Source organism: Cellvibrio fibrivorans, assembly GCF_031457055.1.
Lineage (GTDB): Bacteria > Pseudomonadota > Gammaproteobacteria > Pseudomonadales > Cellvibrionaceae > Cellvibrio > Cellvibrio fibrivorans.
Genome location: NZ_JAVDVX010000001.1, coordinates 216731 through 233218, shown reverse-complemented (window position 1 = coordinate 233218; position 16488 = coordinate 216731). Strand labels below are relative to the sequence as shown.

16 protein-coding genes are annotated in these 16488 nt (G+C 53.0%); 4 read left to right on the top strand and 12 right to left on the bottom strand.

The genetic code is table 11. The annotated features are described in order from the left end of the window. Nucleotides 1-259: 259 nt before the first annotated feature. The 5 genes from J2X05_RS01035 to dksA all read right to left on the bottom strand — a co-directional run bounded on the left by J2X05_RS01035 (nucleotide 260) and on the right by dksA (nucleotide 6465). Nucleotides 260-1675 carry a sigma-54-dependent transcriptional regulator gene (locus J2X05_RS01035; protein WP_310067532.1) on the bottom strand — a complete coding sequence of 472 codons (1416 nt, stop codon included), beginning with the start codon at nucleotides 1673-1675 and terminating at the stop codon, nucleotides 260-262. A gap of 85 nt (nucleotides 1676-1760) precedes the next feature. Further along, a complete protein-coding gene (locus J2X05_RS01030) occupies nucleotides 1761-4730 on the bottom strand; it encodes an ATP-binding protein (RefSeq protein WP_310067530.1) in 2970 nt (989 codons plus the stop codon). A 56-nt stretch (nucleotides 4731-4786) separates the two neighbouring features. Continuing rightward, nucleotides 4787-4969, bottom strand: coding sequence for a hypothetical protein (locus tag J2X05_RS01025; RefSeq protein ID WP_062061659.1), 183 nt, complete (start codon nucleotides 4967-4969; stop codon nucleotides 4787-4789). Nucleotides 4970-5011: 42 nt separating this feature from the next. Next, nucleotides 5012-5980, bottom strand: coding sequence for a tRNA glutamyl-Q(34) synthetase GluQRS (gene gluQRS / locus J2X05_RS01020; protein ID WP_310067525.1), 969 nt, complete (start codon nucleotides 5978-5980; stop codon nucleotides 5012-5014). Between the two features lie 41 nt (nucleotides 5981-6021). After that, complete coding sequence (gene dksA / locus J2X05_RS01015) at nucleotides 6022-6465, bottom strand: RNA polymerase-binding protein DksA (protein WP_310067523.1); 444 nt, start codon at nucleotides 6463-6465, stop codon at nucleotides 6022-6024. Between the two features lie 252 nt (nucleotides 6466-6717). On the opposite strand from dksA, the gene sfsA reads away from it, so the two are divergent. Beyond that, a complete protein-coding gene (sfsA, locus tag J2X05_RS01010) occupies nucleotides 6718-7428 on the top strand; it encodes a DNA/RNA nuclease SfsA (RefSeq protein ID WP_310069409.1) in 711 nt (236 codons plus the stop codon). Here the strand turns inward: sfsA and J2X05_RS01005 are convergent. Both J2X05_RS01005 and J2X05_RS01000 read right to left on the bottom strand, forming a co-directional pair. Continuing rightward, entirely contained in the window at nucleotides 7394-8335 is a 942-nt protein-coding gene (locus tag J2X05_RS01005) for a DMT family transporter (RefSeq protein ID WP_310067521.1), read from the bottom strand. The genes sfsA and J2X05_RS01005 overlap by 35 nt on opposite strands. A 71-nt stretch (nucleotides 8336-8406) precedes the next feature. Beyond that, a complete protein-coding gene (locus J2X05_RS01000) occupies nucleotides 8407-8952 on the bottom strand; it encodes a DUF4136 domain-containing protein (protein ID WP_310067518.1) in 546 nt (181 codons plus the stop codon). 154 nt (nucleotides 8953-9106) lie between these two features. Here J2X05_RS01000 and J2X05_RS00995 point away from each other — a divergent pair, with 154 nt between their 5' ends. Beyond that, entirely contained in the window at nucleotides 9107-9925 is an 819-nt protein-coding gene (locus J2X05_RS00995; RefSeq protein WP_310067515.1) for an undecaprenyl-diphosphate phosphatase, read from the top strand. A 40-nt stretch (nucleotides 9926-9965) separates the two neighbouring features. Here the strand turns inward: J2X05_RS00995 and J2X05_RS00990 are convergent, their stop codons facing one another. From J2X05_RS00990 to J2X05_RS00970, 5 genes are all read right to left on the bottom strand, one after another. Next, nucleotides 9966-10346, bottom strand: coding sequence for a gamma-butyrobetaine hydroxylase family protein (locus J2X05_RS00990; RefSeq protein WP_310067513.1), 381 nt, complete (start codon nucleotides 10344-10346; stop codon nucleotides 9966-9968). Nucleotides 10347-10361: 15 nt separating this feature from the next. Beyond that, a complete protein-coding gene (gene hslU / locus J2X05_RS00985) occupies nucleotides 10362-11684 on the bottom strand; it encodes an ATP-dependent protease ATPase subunit HslU (protein WP_310067511.1) in 1323 nt (440 codons plus the stop codon). Between the two features lie 22 nt (nucleotides 11685-11706). Continuing rightward, nucleotides 11707-12231: an ATP-dependent protease subunit HslV gene (gene hslV / locus J2X05_RS00980; RefSeq protein ID WP_310067510.1), complete on the bottom strand. Its 525-nt coding sequence runs from the start codon at nucleotides 12229-12231 to the stop codon at nucleotides 11707-11709. An 86-nt stretch (nucleotides 12232-12317) separates the two neighbouring features. Next, nucleotides 12318-12866, bottom strand: coding sequence for an SPOR domain-containing protein (locus J2X05_RS00975; protein ID WP_310067509.1), 549 nt, complete (start codon nucleotides 12864-12866; stop codon nucleotides 12318-12320). Between the two features lie 109 nt (nucleotides 12867-12975). Further along, nucleotides 12976-15201, bottom strand: coding sequence for a primosomal protein N' (locus tag J2X05_RS00970; RefSeq protein ID WP_310067505.1), 2226 nt, complete (start codon nucleotides 15199-15201; stop codon nucleotides 12976-12978). 226 nt (nucleotides 15202-15427) lie between these two features. Here J2X05_RS00970 and rpmE point away from each other — a divergent pair, with 226 nt between their 5' ends. Both rpmE and J2X05_RS00960 read left to right on the top strand, forming a co-directional pair. Next, the gene (rpmE, locus tag J2X05_RS00965) at nucleotides 15428-15652 is read left to right on the top strand and encodes a 50S ribosomal protein L31 (protein WP_310067502.1); all 225 of its coding nucleotides are present in this window, start codon (nucleotides 15428-15430) and stop codon (nucleotides 15650-15652) included. A gap of 4 nt (nucleotides 15653-15656) precedes the next feature. Next, the gene (locus J2X05_RS00960) at nucleotides 15657-16487 is read left to right on the top strand and encodes a thermonuclease family protein (protein WP_310067501.1); all 831 of its coding nucleotides are present in this window, start codon (nucleotides 15657-15659) and stop codon (nucleotides 16485-16487) included. Nucleotide 16488 lies beyond the last annotated feature (1 nt).

Below are 16488 nucleotides of genomic sequence, written 5' to 3'. Positions count from 1 at the left end.
AACAATGAGTTAGGTTTTTTTGGTGGCGCCTTATTTCTTTTTGTTATTTCGATAGGTTACATATTTGTCACAAGTTTGTTACGTCTACCCAGTGCGGTAACAGTATTTGCGCGGTAACACTCCCGTGTTTAGGGGTAACGATTTGGCATCAATAGCAACAAGTGTGGCGCGTTAATCAATAAAACTGTCACTAAAAACAAAAATCCCCAGTGCGATGAGGCGGCTGGGGATTTTTTAGAGGTCTTTTGGTTTGAGATAGCTATTTGACGCTGCTAAGTGCTGCAGTAGATTTGGTGCGAGGGATGCCGAGGCGCTGGCGTCGCTCCCAGAGGCACTTGCGGCTTACACCCAGCTTACGCGCCAACTCTGTCTCACTCATGCTGTCCTGGTGTTCCAGCACAAAACGCTGGAAGTAGTCTTCCAGTGACAGGTCTTCCGATGCCGCCGGTGCGCCGCCGGGGCTGCGGTTGGCGAGGCGGGCAGGTTCAAAGACGGAACTGCCGGTATTGTCGTCCAGATCCTGGTAGTCCGTATCGATAGACAGAAGGTGCTCGCCAATTTCGTTACTGTCTTCACACAAAATCACGGCGCGCTGCATGGCGTTTTCCAGTTCGCGCACATTGCCTGGCCAGTTGTAGCTCATGATGGCATCCATGGCGCCGGACGAGAGTTTCAGTTGGGCTTTGCCAAATTGGGCGCAGTAGCGTTGCAGCAAGGATTCGGCGATATTGATGATATCGCGCCCGCGCTCGCGCAGCGGCGGTAGTTCCAGTTGGACTACGTTGATGCGGAAATACAAGTCTTCGCGGAATTTGCCCTCTTTGGAGAGCTTGCGCAGGTCGCGGTGGGTTGCGGCGACCAGGCGTACATCCACTTTGCGCGATTCAACTGAGCCGAGCGGGCGCACTTCGCCCTCTTGCAGTACGCGCAGCAGGCGCGCCTGGGCTTCCAGTGGCAACTCGCCGATTTCATCGAGGAATAATGTGCCGCCATCGGCTGCGGCTACCAATCCTTCACGATTGGTTGCGGCGCCGGTAAAGGCGCCTTTTTCGTAACCGAAGAGTTCGGATTCAATTAAGGTGTCGGGAATTGCGGCGCAGTTGACCGAGATCATCAGGTGATTGTTGCGGTTGCTCTCTTCGTGCAATGCGCGGGCAACCAGTTCTTTGCCTGTGCCGGTTTCGCCGTGGATCAAAACGGTTGCGTTAGTGGGGGCAACTTTGTGGATGCGGTTATAGAGATCTTGCATGACATCGCTGGCGCCAATCATGCCGGCGATGGCGGTGCTGGCGGCAATGGTGCCGACAGCAGCTTTATTAGCGGCCTTGGCTTTGCCGATCACCCGCTTGACCGCATTGACCATTTCATCGTGGTCGAAGGGTTTGGCGATATAGTCCACCGCGCCCATGCGCATGGAGTCTACTGCCGAGCGCAAGCTGGCGTAGCTAGTCATGATGAGTACTGGCGTATCACCCGCCAGTTTGATCAAGTCAGTACCGGGAGCACCGGGCAGGCGCAGGTCGCTGACGATCAAGTCAAACTCTTTTAGTTGGAATTTGGACGTCGCCTCTTTTACCGACGGGGCCTCACTGACCTCGTACTGGTTGCGCTCAAGCAGCTTGCGCAGGGCGTTACGGATGATGGTTTCGTCTTCAACAATCAGAATCTTACTCATAGCTATCCGGGTCTTGCGTTAAGTGTTACTGGTCAATAACTTGCGGGTCGCACCTGCAAGTCGCTGGTTTTATTCACTTTGTTGCTCAGGCATCCATGAATGAATCGAGGTGGCGCGGTAGGGTGATGACAAATCGTGCGCCGCGATTGTGAACTGTATCGGCAGGGCTAATGATATCCATATGGCCGCTATGGTCTTCGATAATGCTGTACACCATGGCCAAGCCCAAACCTGTGCCTTCACCGGGTTCTTTTGTGGTAAAGAAAGGTTCGAGAATCCGTTCAATCAGTTCGGGAGGGATACCATGCCCCTCATCGGTAACAGAAACTGTTACCGAATCCTCATCTTCGTTACTTTCAAGCATAACACGCCCTTGCTCTGGGCTGGCATCCCGCGCGTTAGATAAAAGATTTATAAAAACCTGAATTATGCGTTGCGCATCGCCAGCGACAATCGCCGTTTTGGGGATGTCGTTGCAGAAGAGCACTTGGGTTTTCTCTTTCTGCAATGACAAAAGATGGATGGCTTCGTTCGCGCAGTCACGAATCGACACTGCCTCAAACTCGGTTTTACTGGCGTGGCCGGCGTGGGAGAAGCTCACCAGCGATTGCACGATACGGCCGACGCGGTCGGTCTGGCTGAGGATCTGTTCTGCGGTTTCCAATACTTCAGCGGGGTCGGTGGAGTCGTATTTCAGGTTTTGCGCCAAACAGGCGATGCCGGTAATCGGGTTACCTATCTCGTGGGCGACACCCGCCGCCAAGCGGCCAACCGATGCCAAGCGCTCGGAATGCACCAGCTCCTGTTCGAGCAATTGGGTTTCGGTCACATCTTCCAGCAGCATGACTTGATCATAGACACCGGCGGTAATAGGGCCTTCGATATTGGCCTTATGCAGGCTTATCCAGTGCGGGCGCTTGTTCAGCTCGATTTCGCGGCGATAAAAATGCGGCTCTTTGCTCTGGCTGAAATCGATCAACAGGCTGCACCAGGGCTCGGGAATATCCTCCAGATAGGAGCCAGTCACATCCTCGCCCGGCGTTTGGGTTAGCTCCGACATGGCGCGGTTCCACATGAGCACTTCCATATCGCGCCCGAGGGAGCAGACTGCCATGGGCAGTTCTTCCAGTGTTTTGCGGTGATAGAGGCGCAGGGTATTCAGCTCCGCCGCCATACCGGTCAAATGGTTGCGATATTCAGCGAGGCGGTTTTCGATCAGGTTGATATCGACGGTGGTCTGGGTTTCTACAGTCGAGTGGGGAATGCATTTATCCATAATCTCGCTGGCGACATGGATACCCATCAGGCTCGATAAATTGCCTTCGATCTGGTCGCGCAACCGGCGCAGCGCGTAGGGGCGGCGCTCATCGATGCTCAGGTTCAACTCTTTCAGTGCAATATCCACCTCGCGGCTGGCGGTTACTTTACCGAGTGGCTTGGCGAGGCGATGTTTGAATTCCGAGGCTGAATGCACATCCAACGCCTGACGCACCGGGTGGCTGATTTCATCGGCGGCGCAGAGATCGGCGCTGTATTGCTCGTCTTCCGTCTGGCGGGTGAGCATGGAGATGATCACGAAACAGAAGGTGTTCAGCCCGAGCGAGATAAGTGTCACTTCGCTCCAGTATTCGATACCAATGGGAACTGACCAACTGAGCAGCGGCAATTGGATAAATTCCAACCCCGTCAGTATCGGCAACAGTAACCCCAGTGCCCAGATGCTGGTGCCTACGATCAAGCCAGCAATAATCCCGCGTTTGTTGCCCTTGCTCCAGAACACAATCGCAAAGGTGCCTGGCAGGAATTGCAGGGTTTCGATAAAGGCGGTCATCGCCAAATCGGCAAGGCTGAGGCGGTTGTCCAATATCCAGTAAAGGATGTAGCCACCAAAGAAGATCGCAGCGATCAAAATCCGGCGCAGCCAGATCAGTTGGCTATACAGATCGGAGCGGGTGCGCAGCTTCAGGCTGGGTAATAGCCAGTGGTTCATCACCATGGTGGAGAGCGCGAGTGAAATAACCACCATGGCGCCGGTCGCAGCGGAGAGGCCGCCGATAAAAGCCAGCAGGGTCAGGCCGGGCGAGTCAAACAGAATCGGTATGCCCAGGGTGTAATACTGCGGCGGTAGTGGTACCGAGAGTTCAGTGCCCGCCCAAAGGATCGGGAAAATCGGCAGTGCCATCAGCAATAAAAACAGCGGGAAGGCCCAGGTCACTGTATGCGAGTTGCGCATCAGCGGGTTTTCCGCCAAGCCCAAGTGGAAAATGTGCGGCATGGTCACCGCCGTAGCGACAAACACCAGCAACAGCGTATGTGCCGAATCCGTGTGGATGGGGGTGTGCAGCAAGGCGAGGTTTTCGGGGTGGTCGAGCAGCCATTGGTCGAGCCCTTCCAATCCATCAAACACCCCGAATACTGCCACTAAACCTACTGCGCAGAGGGCGCAAACTTTGAGTAGCGATTCAAATGCCATGGCGGTAATCAGGCCGCGATGCTGTTCGCGGTTGGCGCCGAATGAAATGGTGAAGAAGGCGAGAATCGCGCAGTAGCAGAGCGCCATTATGTCTTTGAAGGTGAGGCCGGTGCCGGCGAGCGGTAGCGATGGATTGCCACTGACTGTGAGGATATGCATGGTGTCGGCGATCGCCTGAATTTGCAGCGCCATCAACGGCAGAATCCCGCACAGCATACAGAGAGTGGTGAGCGCGCCCACGCTGTGGCTGTGGTAGCGGAATACCAGCAAATCGGCGAGCGAATGCACTTGATGGCGGCGCGCCAATTCCGCCAGCGGCGCCAGCGCTACCGGTGCAAACAGAAAGAGGGCACCCGTCCCCAAATAGTAGGCGAGCGCGCCATAGCCGTACTGGAAGGCGAGGTCGATCACGCCGTAAAACGCCCAAGCGCTGGCAAAAATGCCTAGCGACAAAATATAGGTAATCGGGTGCGAGGTCACTGCCTCGGGAATCCAGCCGCGCTCGGTGATCCAGGCGATGCCGAACAGCAGCAGTAAATAGCTGATGCCGATGAGTGCTACCTGGCTGAGATCAAAAGTCATGTTGTTTTATTTCTTATCAGTCTTGTGGGAGAGGCCGGCTTTCTTTATTAATTGTGTCAATCAAACTCGTGGTAATTCTTGCGGCGTATCTGCATCACAAATGCAATCACAATCACGGCCACCCACACCAAATAAGGGCGGTACCAAGCGCCTTCGGGATTGATAATCCAGTTAAACAGGCTGGGCGAAAAGATATAAGCCACCAGCAGTAGCAAAATAACCAGGCGTTGATTGTTCATAATTCGTGTTCCCTTGCGCGAGGCGCGGCGGGTTGAGGGTTCTTATTCTTCTTGGTACAGATGACTCAAGCCTTGTACAGCCTGACGCTGCCAATTATGCAAAGCCCAGTCCAAACATTCCGAGGTGGAAGCATCCGCCAAATCGGCGGGGGGATTTTGCCCTAAAAACTCTAGCCCACGCCACAGATTCTTGCTGGCGAGTTTGCCATCAATTGCTTTGGCATGGTTTTGTTTACTGAGTTTCTGGCCGTTGGGCTGAATTGCCAGCGGTACGTGGCCGAACTGCGGCAGCGGCGCTCCCAGCAAATCAAAGAAGAATAGCTGCCGGCCCGTTACTTCAAGTAAATCGCTGCCGCGAATAATATGGGTGATCCCTTGGGCGATATCGTCTACCACCACCGCTAGTTGGTAAGCGTAGAAGCCATCGCGCCGTTTCAGTATCTGATCACCTGCCTGGGTACGCAGGTTTTGTACTTGAGTACCTTGGATCAAATCATCGAATTGGATAATTTCAGCGGTAGGGCGATCTGGCAGATCGTAGAGCTTCAGGCGCAGCGAGCAAATCTGGTGGTGTGAATCGACTGGGCGGTTGCGGCAGCGCCCATCATAAATGCCGCCCATTGCCGTTAAGTCCTGCCGCGAACAGGTGCAGTAATAGGCGAATCTGGCTTGTAAGAGGGCATCAAGGCAGGCTTCATATGCTTGGCTGCGTTGGCTTTGGTAGACGATCTCTCCGTCCCAATGCAGCCCGTGGTCATCCAGCGTCTTCAGTATTGTGCTGGCGGCACCGGGTTGTTCGCGCGGCGGGTCGAGGTCTTCCATGCGCACCAACCATTTACCACCATTGGCTTTGGCATCCAGATAACTGGCGAGTGCACTGACCAATGAACCAAAATGCAAGGGCCCTGAGGGTGAGGGTGCGAAGCGGCCGATATAGCCTGAGCCTTCAGTGCCGGGCGATGGGGAATCGGGTAGCCGATAGGGGGTAAGTGTGGGAGGTGTTGCTGACATGATGAAAGAGGCGAGCACTGCCCGCCTCGATCAAACCGGCATTAGCCGCCGATTTGTTTTTCTTTGATTTCTGCGAGGGTTTTGCAATCCACGCAGAGAGTGGCAGTCGGGCGCGCTTCAAGGCGACGGATACCGATTTCTACACCGCAGGCATCGCAGTAGCCGTAATCATTGTTTTCGATCAGCTCCAAGGTGCTGTCGATTTTCTTGATCAGTTTACGCTCGCGGTCACGGGTGCGCAGTTCGAGGCTGAATTCCTCTTCCTGGCTGGCGCGGTCGGCGGGGTCGGGAAAGTTAGCCGCTTCGTCTTTCATATGGGTTACGGTGCGGTCTACTTCTTCCATTAACTCTGAGCGCCAGTTAAGCAGCAATTGTCTAAAGTGCAGCTTCTGGCCTTCGCTCATGTACTCTTCGCCTTTTTTCTCCACATAAGGAGTGAAAGGGCGCAGTGCAAAGGTTTCAGTAGAGGGTGATTTTTTCGCCATAGTAGCGCCTCGCAAGACTTCCTGGATCGGCAATAATCTGCACCAGCAGGTGGGCAGAATTAGAAGGGGGAGCAAGCTATCAGATAACAAATGCGAGTGCTAGCGTTTTTTCGCGCGCCTGTCAGCTGATGGGCTTTATCCTGTTAAAGACCTATCCAAACCCATTCCAAACAAAAACTATAGCCCCAATTTGGCGCGTTTGTGCTTCAATTTACCATCCATTCGTCTTCTATATATGTGCGCTTGCCAACTATGCCCCAGTTTTATCCTGCCCTTTTGCTCAAACGCTACAAGCGCTTTTTGGCGGATATCCGCCTGCCTGATGGCACCGAATTGACCAGCCACTGCCCCAATACCGGGTCGATGAAAAATTGTGTGCTGCCGGAAAGTCCCTGCTGGTACTCCGTGAGCGATAACAAAACCCGCAAATATCCGCAGACACTGGAAGTGGTGAGTACGCCGGGCGGCCATCTTGCGGGGATTAATACCGCGCGCACCAACGAGCTGGTCGAGCAAGCATTGCGGGAGCATGTGATTGTGGAACTGCGTGGCTATCGAACCCTGCGCCGCGAAGTCGTTTATGGCAGTGAAAAGTCGCGCATCGATTTTTTGTTAAGCGAGCACAGTGATGATGCGCGTTTGTGTTATCTGGAAGTAAAAAATGTGACGCTGATGGAAGCCGAAGGCGAAGGTTATTTTCCTGACGCCGTGAGTGATCGCGGCAGTAAACATCTGCGTGAATTGATGGCGATGGTGGAGCAGGGGCACAGGGCAGTTTTATTATTTTGTGTGCAACATACCGGGATTCAATTGGTGCGCGCCGCCGCGCATATAGATCCTGTTTATGCGGCAACATTGCATGCGGCGTGCTCGGCCGGTGTACAAGTTATCGCCTATGCCGCACGCATTCAACCTGAGCAAAATATTATTAAATTGGATCGCTGTTTGCCGGTGCTGAATTAATTTTTTTTGCGCTGCTGAAATTCACCACAGCCACCGCACCTAAAATTAAAACCGTCGCGCTGTATTCCGGCCAGCCGGGTTGTTCGCCTAATAATAAAATGCCGGAAATAACGCCAATCAGCGGTGTAATCAGCGACGAGAGCGATGACACACTCACCGGCACCAGCGTCACCAACCGTACCCAGGCCCAGTAGCAAAACATAAATGCAAAAAACACGTTATAGACCACACCCCAGAGCGCGAGTGTGGAGGGCATTTTCTGCAGTGCGCCATCAACAAAAAATGCCGCGATAATAATCGGCACACTGGCGAGCAATAATAACCAGCCGGTGAGAGCCACCGTATTGAGCGGCACCTCCCATCGTTTCATCAACACAGTGCCTGCGGCCCAACACCAAGCGGCAGCGACCATCAGCACCGCCCCCACGATTAATTGCGTGCTCATAGGCGCGCTGAACCAATTCATTAATGCTTCGCTCATCAATGCAAATACGCCGGCAATTCCCAATAACAATGCGATGCCGATACGCAGGGTAAATTTGTCGTGCAGCACCCACACGGATAAAAGTACTGTCCAGATCGGCATTGTGTAGCCCAAGAGTGCAGAGCGCCCGGCGGGTAACATACTCAAACCGTAAGTGGCCATCACATTCCAGGCGACTATGTTGAGCAGACAAATCCACAACACTTTTTTCCAGTAACCGTTGGGAATACTGAGTGTTAATCCCGACGCGCGCGCCAACCCCAGAATCCCCAGTCCACCAAAAAACAAACAAAATCCGCGAAAGGTCAGTGGTGGAATTTCGCCGATAATAAATTTCATAATCGGCCAATTTAATCCCCAGCCAATAGCAAGTCCGATTAAAAGCAAAATACCTTCGACAGAAAGGCGTTGTGAATTCGGCATAAAAGAAAATCAACAGAAAGAAAATGAATAATGAGCTGGATTGCGCGCAATCCAGCCTCACGAAGCATGCGTTATTGTGCAGTGGTTTGCGGTGGAAATGGCGTTAAGAGTTTGCTGACAGTTTCGCGCAATTTTTGTTCGGCTTTGGGCGAGAAATTAATCAGTGGAATGCCCTCAGCATTGCCGCGCCAGATAAGCGTGTTGCTGCTGGTTTGGGTGATATCGATCACGATTACGCCTTCCTGCTTGCCTTTGCCCAGCGTTTGGCCGGTTCCCAAACCGATACTGCCATGGTTGCCAACGGGCAGGCCAATACCTATCCCGATACTGGTGTTGCCGCCCGTGCTCACGCGCGAAAATACCTGCATATCAATTAATAAGTCGGCGCTAGTGTCTGCGAGTACAAATCCTTGTGCGCGCAACTGTTCATCGACAAGGTTTTGCAGGAAGGTTTTATCGATTCCGCCTACATCAACTGTGATAGCGCGCCAGTTGTAGGTTTTTAGGCCGCTGAAGTCAGTGCCGGTTTTATAGTCGTCGGCATATTTGATGTTGGCACAGGCGCTGAGCAGTAGTAGCAAGCCTGACATCAAACCGATGGAAACTAAGTGGCGCATAGCCTTGTCCTCATGAGAAGAAAAATAGGTGGTGTGCGAGTATAGCCTAGCCTCTGCCTACGCATGGGCACAGAGTTTGCAAACACTGTGTAATTAACGCAGACTTGCGCCCGCTCAATCATGCCAGCCAATTGTTTACGATCAGGGAGTTATTGTGGATTTACTGCTGATTTTTAAAGCCATCATCATGGGGATTGTTGAAGGCGTCACAGAATTTTTACCGATTTCCAGCACCGGGCATTTAATTGTCGTTGGCGATTTAATTAATTTTCATAACGACGGCCGCGTATTTGAAATTGCCATCCAGTTGGGGGCTATTTTGGCAGTGGTGGTCGAGTATCGGCGCAAATTTACGCAGGTGGCCTGCGGTATGTTTAGCGATCCACAGGCGCAGCGTTTTATCCTCAATCTGTTAATTGCATTTCTGCCCGCTGCGGTAGTGGGCGTGATGTTTATCTCGTTGATCAAAACCTATTTGTTCAATGCCTTGAGTGTGGCGACTATGTTGATCCTCGGCGGCTTGGTGATCTTGTGGGCGGAGCGGCGCAAGCACGAGATCCGTGTAATGGATGTGGATCAAATGAGCTGGAAGGATGCGTTAAAAGTGGGCTTGTTCCAGGTGCTGTCGATGATTCCGGGCACCTCGCGCTCGGGCGCGACCATTATCGGTGGTTTATTTATTGGGTTGGATCGCAAAGTCGCAGCAGAGTTTTCATTTTTTCTCGCGGTGCCAACCATGGTTGCGGCGACCTTTTACGATATCTACAAACATCGCGATATGCTTGAAATGGGCGACTTCCCGATGTTTGCGGCCGGATTTATCACCGCTTTTGTCAGCGCCTGGATTGCAGTGCGCACCCTGGTGCGCTACGTAGCCAATCACAGCTATGAAATTTTTGCTTGGTATCGAATTGCATTCGGGTTGTTTATTTTGATCAGCGCTTACACCGGTTGGGTGAGTTGGACGATATAAGGTTTTCTTTGCCGCCGCTTTGATTTGGCGTGCGGCAATATCAATGGATAAATTTCACTACGCTGGTATCTTTTTCACGACTTTTACCCGCGGTGTGTAAATCTTCCAAATATTCCCGCCACATTTTCTCCTGATTTTTGCCCAACTCGTAAAAATAATCCCAGGTATAAATTCCGCTGTCATGACCGTCATCAAACACCAGCTTGAGTGCGTAGTTGCCTGCGCGCTCAATTTTACTGATGGCGACATCCTTCTTGCCAAATTGCAGTACTGCTTGCCCCGGGCCGTGGCCTTTCACTTCAGCACTGGGTGAATGCACGCGCAAAAATTCGGCGGGCAATAAAAATTGCTCGCCGTCAAAATGCAGCTCAAGCTGTTGCGATTGTTTGTGTAGCTGAATCTTGGTGGGTATTTTGTTCATTGCGAGTGCACTTAATTACAAAATAAAACGGCTTAAATCTTCATTCTTGGCCAGCTCACCCACATGAGCTTCAACATAAGCGGAATTGATCTCCACTTGGGTTTTGCCATCACCCGCCTCAAATGAAACATCTTCCAATAAACGCTCCAGGATGGTGTGTAAACGGCGTGCGCCGATATTTTCGGTACGCTCATTCACTTCATATGCTGTTTCGGCAATGCGGCGAATACCATCTTTGGTAAAGGTGATGTTGATACCCTCGGTTTTCAGTAACGCTTCTTGCTGTTCGGTAAGCGATGCTGTGGGTTCGGTGAGGATGCGTTCAAAATCATCCGGTGTTAACGCACTCAGCTCAACACGGATTGGTAGACGCCCCTGCAATTCCGGAATTAAATCCGAGGGTTTGCTCAGGTGAAATGCACCTGAGGTGATAAATAAAATATGGTCAGTTTTGATGGTGCCATGTTTGGTGGTTACGGTGCAGCCTTCGATTAATGGCAGCAAATCGCGCTGTACACCTTCGCGCGATACATCGGCGCCACTCACATTGCCACGGCGTGCGACCTTGTCGATTTCATCGATAAACACAATTCCGTTTTGCTCGGCGGCTTCAATCGCCTGTGCTTTGATATCGTCATCGCTCACCAGTTTTGCGGCTTCTTCGTCTTGCAATTGTTTAAAGGCTTTTTTGACGGTGAGTTTCGCTTTTTTGGTTTTGTCGCGCCCGAGCGATGAAAACATGCTTTGCAATTGATTGGTCATGTCTTCCATGCCCGGTGGCGCCATTATTTCTACACCCACACTGGCCGCGGCAATATCAATTTCAATTTCTTTATCGTCCAGTTCACCTTCGCGCAATTTTTTGCGGAATATCTGACGCGTGCCGGATTCGTGTTTGGTTTCTTCAGCCGAGAGATTGCGTGCAGGCGGTAAAAGTGCATCGAGGATGCGCTCTTCGGCAGCTTCGGCGGCGCGATGTTGTACCGCTTTTGTCGCCTGTTCGCGGCGCATTTTAATGGCGACATCAACGAGATCGCGGATAATCGATTCCACATCACGGCCGACGTAACCGACTTCGGTAAATTTAGTTGCTTCCACCTTGATAAACGGTGCGTTGGCGAGTTTGGCCAAACGGCGCGCGATTTCCGTTTTGCCCACGCCGGTTGGGCCGATCATCAAAATATTTTTTGGTGTAATTTCATTGCGCATATCGAGGGGAACTTGCATGCGACGCCAGCGATTGCGCAGTGCAATTGCAACCGCGCGTTTGGCGTTGGCCTGGCCGACGATATGTTTATCTAATTCGTGCACGATTTCGCGCGGAGTCATGGAGGACATAAAAAACTCTTAAGAGATGGAATTAATATTCGAGTGTTTCAATGGTGTGTGTCTGGTTGGTAAAGACACAAATATCGCCCGCAATTTTCAGGCCTTTTTCGACAATGCTGCGCGCATCCAACTGGGTGTTTTCCATTAATGCACGCGCGGCGGCTTGCGCGTAATTGCCGCCCGAACCTATCGCGATTAAATCGTCTTCCGGTTGGATCACATCGCCATTACCGGTGATGATTAGTGAGGCTTCTTTATCGGCAACCGCAAGTAAAGCTTCCAAGCGGCGCAGGCTGCGATCGGTTCGCCATTCTTTGGCGAGCTCGACAGCGGCGCGGGTGAGTTGACCATTGTGTGCTTCGAGTTTGGCTTCAAAGCGTTCGAAGAGGGTGAATGCATCGGCGGTGCCGCCAGCAAATCCGGCGATCACCTGATTTTTGTAGAGACGGCGCACTTTGCGCGCATTGCCTTTCATTACGGTATTGCCAAGGGAAACCTGGCCGTCGCCGCCGATAACGACTTGCCCATCGCGGCGCACAGAGAGAATTGTTGTCACTGGACTTCCTTCTTAATTTACATCAGAGAAGCCAGAAAAATGGGGGCGTGCCCGCCTTTTTCAAGGCGTGCACCTGGATGTAGGGATTATTTGGTTTTAGCGCGTTTAAGTACCAGCGCGTTGTATTCGTTTTTGACCAGTTGCGAGCGGGCGCTAGTGAGTTCGTTTTGGTTATTAAAAGGACCGACTACTACGCGGTGCCAGACTTCACCTTTGCGAATCTCTACCTTTTCAATATTAGCGTCGAGGTTGAGCAAAATTAATTGCGCGCGCAATTTGTCTGCATCTTCAGCGCGAGGGAATGACCCGACCTGCAGAATGTACTCGGTGGTCTGCTCCTGTGCCGGTTTTTCCTCGTTGATCGTTTCGCTCGCTGGCACAATGGTTTCGCTTTCTTGTAGCAATTTGTAGAAATCAAAACGCGGTTTGGGCGTTTTATTTTCGGTCACCTTGGGCTTGGGCTCTTCTTTGGGCGCCGGCGCCGCAACCGGATTTTTAATGAAGTAGAGGCTGGCCGTAAACGCACCCAATACCAGACCTGCCACGAACCACAACCAGGGAGGTGTCGCGCTGGTGCTGCTGGATGATGTGCGGCGCGCTGGAGCGCGGCCTTTTTTGGCGAAATCTCTACTCATGGAATTTGTGTGTCTGTGCTAAATCGAGGCGCGATTGTAAAGGGATTGCGCGGGTGAGTCACTAAGCCTGCAATTTCCCCATCTGTCTGTTGCTTGTGCCACTTAGGGTTTAGCCCATTTCCTGTGGATCAACATCAATCGACCAGCGCACCCGTTTGGCGAGCGGCGATACTTCCAGTTGCAGCGCTAATTCGCTGAGTAACTGTTGCAAGGGTTTGCGCTGCGCACTGTTGATTTGCAATTGGTAGCGGAAGCGGTCGCCGCGCTTTTCCATCATTGCCGGCAGCGGGCCGAGATAATTCAAGAGCGGGTGCGGCGCTTGCAGTTGCTCGGCGATTTTGCGTGCGGTCTGCAGGAAGTTCACCGCTGCAATCGCCTGTTTGCTCTCAGCTCGAATCAATGCAAGGTGGCGATAGGGTGGCAACTGGGTGATCTGGCGCTCATGCAAAATCAAATCGGCTAACGCGTGATAACCCTGCTGCACCAGTGTTTGCACTAGCGGGTGATCGGTGTGATGGCTCTGCAAAATCACCCTGCCACTTTTTTCCTCGCGCCCGGCGCGCCCGGCGACTTGCAATAACAGCTGCCCCATGCGCTCGGCACCGCGGAAATCGGTGCTGAATAAACCAGCGTCGGCATCGATAATCACCACCAGGGTCACATCGGCAAAATGGTGGCCTTTGGCAAGCATTTGGGTTCCGACAAGAATGCATGGTTCGCCGCTGTGCACATCGACCAACAGTTTTTGCATGCTGTTTTTATTGCGCGTTGAGTCGCGGTCTACGCGGATGACTTTGTGTGCCGGAAATAATTGCTGCAACACGACTTCACTGCGCTCGGTGCCCTGGCCGATAGGTTGAATTTTGCTGCTATTGCAGCTCGGGCAGCGCTTGGGAATGCCGCGCTGGTGATCGCAGTGATGGCAGTGCAGATGGCGCGGTGTCTGGTGCACGGTCATGCGTGCATCACAGTGATTGCAGTTAGCTAACCAGCCGCAATCGTGACACTCCAACGTGGGTGCGTAGCCGCGGCGATTGAGAAATACCAGCACCTGGTTGCCTTTGCCGAGCGTATCGCCAATGGCATCGATACTGGCCTGCGCAAAACCCTCATGGAGGATTTCGCCGCGAATATCGAGCAGCTGAATCTCCGGAGGTTTGGCATTGCCCGCGCGCGCTTTCAGGCGCAGGTATTGATAGCGCCCTTGTATTGCATTGTGCAGGGTTTCCAATGAGGGCGTAGCCGAGCCGAGAATCAACGGAATGCCAAGGCGATGGGCGCGTACGGCAGCGAGATCGCGCGCGGAATAGCGGAAGCCATCTTGCTGTTTAAAAGAGCCGTCATGTTCTTCGTCGATAATTAAAATGCCCGGTTCTTTGAGCGGCGTAAACAGCGCCGAGCGGGTGCCGATAATGATGCGCGCAATACCGTCGCGCGCTTGCAGCCAGGCATCCAGCCGCTCGCGGTCGTTTAAACCGGAGTGCAAGGCCACAATGGGCAAATTAAACCGACGCTGGAAACGCTGCAGTGTTTGCGGCGTGAGCCCAATCTCTGGCACCAGCACCAAGGCTTGTTTGCCTTGCTTGAGCGACTGTTCAATCGCCTGTAAATAAATTTCAGTTTTGCCGCTGCCGGTAGCGCCATCGAGCAGGTAAGTTTTAAAGCTACCGTAGTCGATCTGTGCAAACGCGGCTTGCTGTTCATCGCTCAATACCAGCGGTTGTTCGCGCAACAGCTCTGCCGGGTGTGGCGCTTGGCTGGGCACTATTTCGTCGATCCGCGCGAGGCCCTTGTCGATCAGGCTTTTGGCGATGGAGCGGGGAATGTCCAGCAAATCGAGATCGTTGCGGCTGAGTTGATGGTGGGTTTGCAAGGCGGCTAGCAATGCGGCTTGTTTTGGTGAGCGTTTAAGTGCGCCTTCGGGCAAACCTTTGCCTTCGGTGGTGAGGCGAAATACCGGTTCCCCGCGCAGTTGTGCGGGCTCGCCCTGGCGAAGGAGCACTGGCAGGGCGGTTTGCAAGGCTTCGCCGGGGGCGCATTGGTAGTAGTCGGCGGCCCAGAGACAGAGGTCTAGTAACTCGCTATCCAGTGCGGGGCGGGGGTCGATAATCGCCAACGCGTGGCGCAGTTTGCCCAGATCTTGCGCGCTTTCCGTTTTGACTTTTATCAGTACGCCGATCAGTTCCTGATGGCCAAAAGGGACGCGCACCAATGCCCCTGGTTGCAGTGCGGATGGCGTTATATCTGCGGGAGGTAAATAGTCAAAGCAGCGACGCAGGGGTACGGGCAGTGCGATTTCCAGCAGCAAGGATTCTGTTGATGAGGTTTGGGTCATGGAGTCAGCAATTATCAAACGAGGCGGGCAGCATAACGTAATCGATCTTGTGTTCGCAGTTTATTGCTGATTGGCTGATGGTTTTTTGTGCGAAATGGCGTTTTTCAGTTGCGCGCCTAGGGTTTTCTGGTAGTATCGCCGCTCCCGAAAACAGCCGTTTTTTAAACCTATGCGCGGTGCCCGGCAACTGACCAGGTGGCGGCGCAGATCACACAAGGCATTCATCATGAAAGCAGACATTCATCCAAATTACGTTGACGTAGCTGTAACCTGCAGCTGTGGCAACAGCTTCACCACCCGTTCAACCTTGGGCAAAGCCCTTCACGTTGACGTATGTGGCGCCTGCCACCCATTCTACACCGGCAAGCAAAAAGTTGTTGATACCGGTGGCCGTATCGATCGCTTCACCAAGCGTTTCGGCAGCCGTATCGCTGGTGCCAAGAAAGACTAATTTCTTGATCCGCACTCTGCTAGCACCGCTAGTAAAAACGCCGGGAATGAAAATTTCCGGCGTTTTTTTATGCCTGTGTTCTTTGTTTTTGCCCGCTCTTGCGGTTGCTGAATGCGGTTTTCCTGCTGGTGAGTTGGTGCAGGTGGTGCGGGTATCGGATGGGGACACCCTGAAATTACAGGACGGCCGCTCGGTGCGGGTGCTGGGGATTAACGCCCCGGAAATTGTGCATGGCAACAGACCCGGTCAGCCGCTCGGGCGTGAGTCGCGCGCAGCGGCGCAGGCGTTTGTCGATGCGAGCAAAGGTAAGGTTCGTCTTGGATTTGAGCGCGAGACCCATGATCACTACGGTCGTTTGTTGGCGCATGTGTACGATAGGCGCGGAAATAGCTTGGCCGTAGCGCAATTGCGCAGCGGCATGGCATTGCAGATTGCCGTTCCGCCCAACACTGCCCATGAGCATTGCCTGTTGACACCAGAGCGGGAAGCGCGACAAAAATCTTTAGGGGTATGGAGGGATAATTACTGGAAGTCTCTGCCGACATTATCTCTGCGCGGCGATGAGGCTGGCTTCAGGTTGGTGCGCGGGCGCATCGCCAGGGTGGATATCAACTCGGCAGTGTGGTTAGAGTTTGAAGGCAAGTTGGTCGCCAGAGTTGCTAAAAAGGACTGGCCATTATTTGGCTATCGACAGCAGGATTGGTTGGCGCTAAAGGGTAAATCGGCGGAGGTGCGCGGTTGGATAGGCTCACAAAAATCCAGGCGCTCGCAGCAGTTCAAGCCTTTGGTGATGCAGCTGCGATCACCTTCATCCATAAAAGTAATCGCAGACTAAC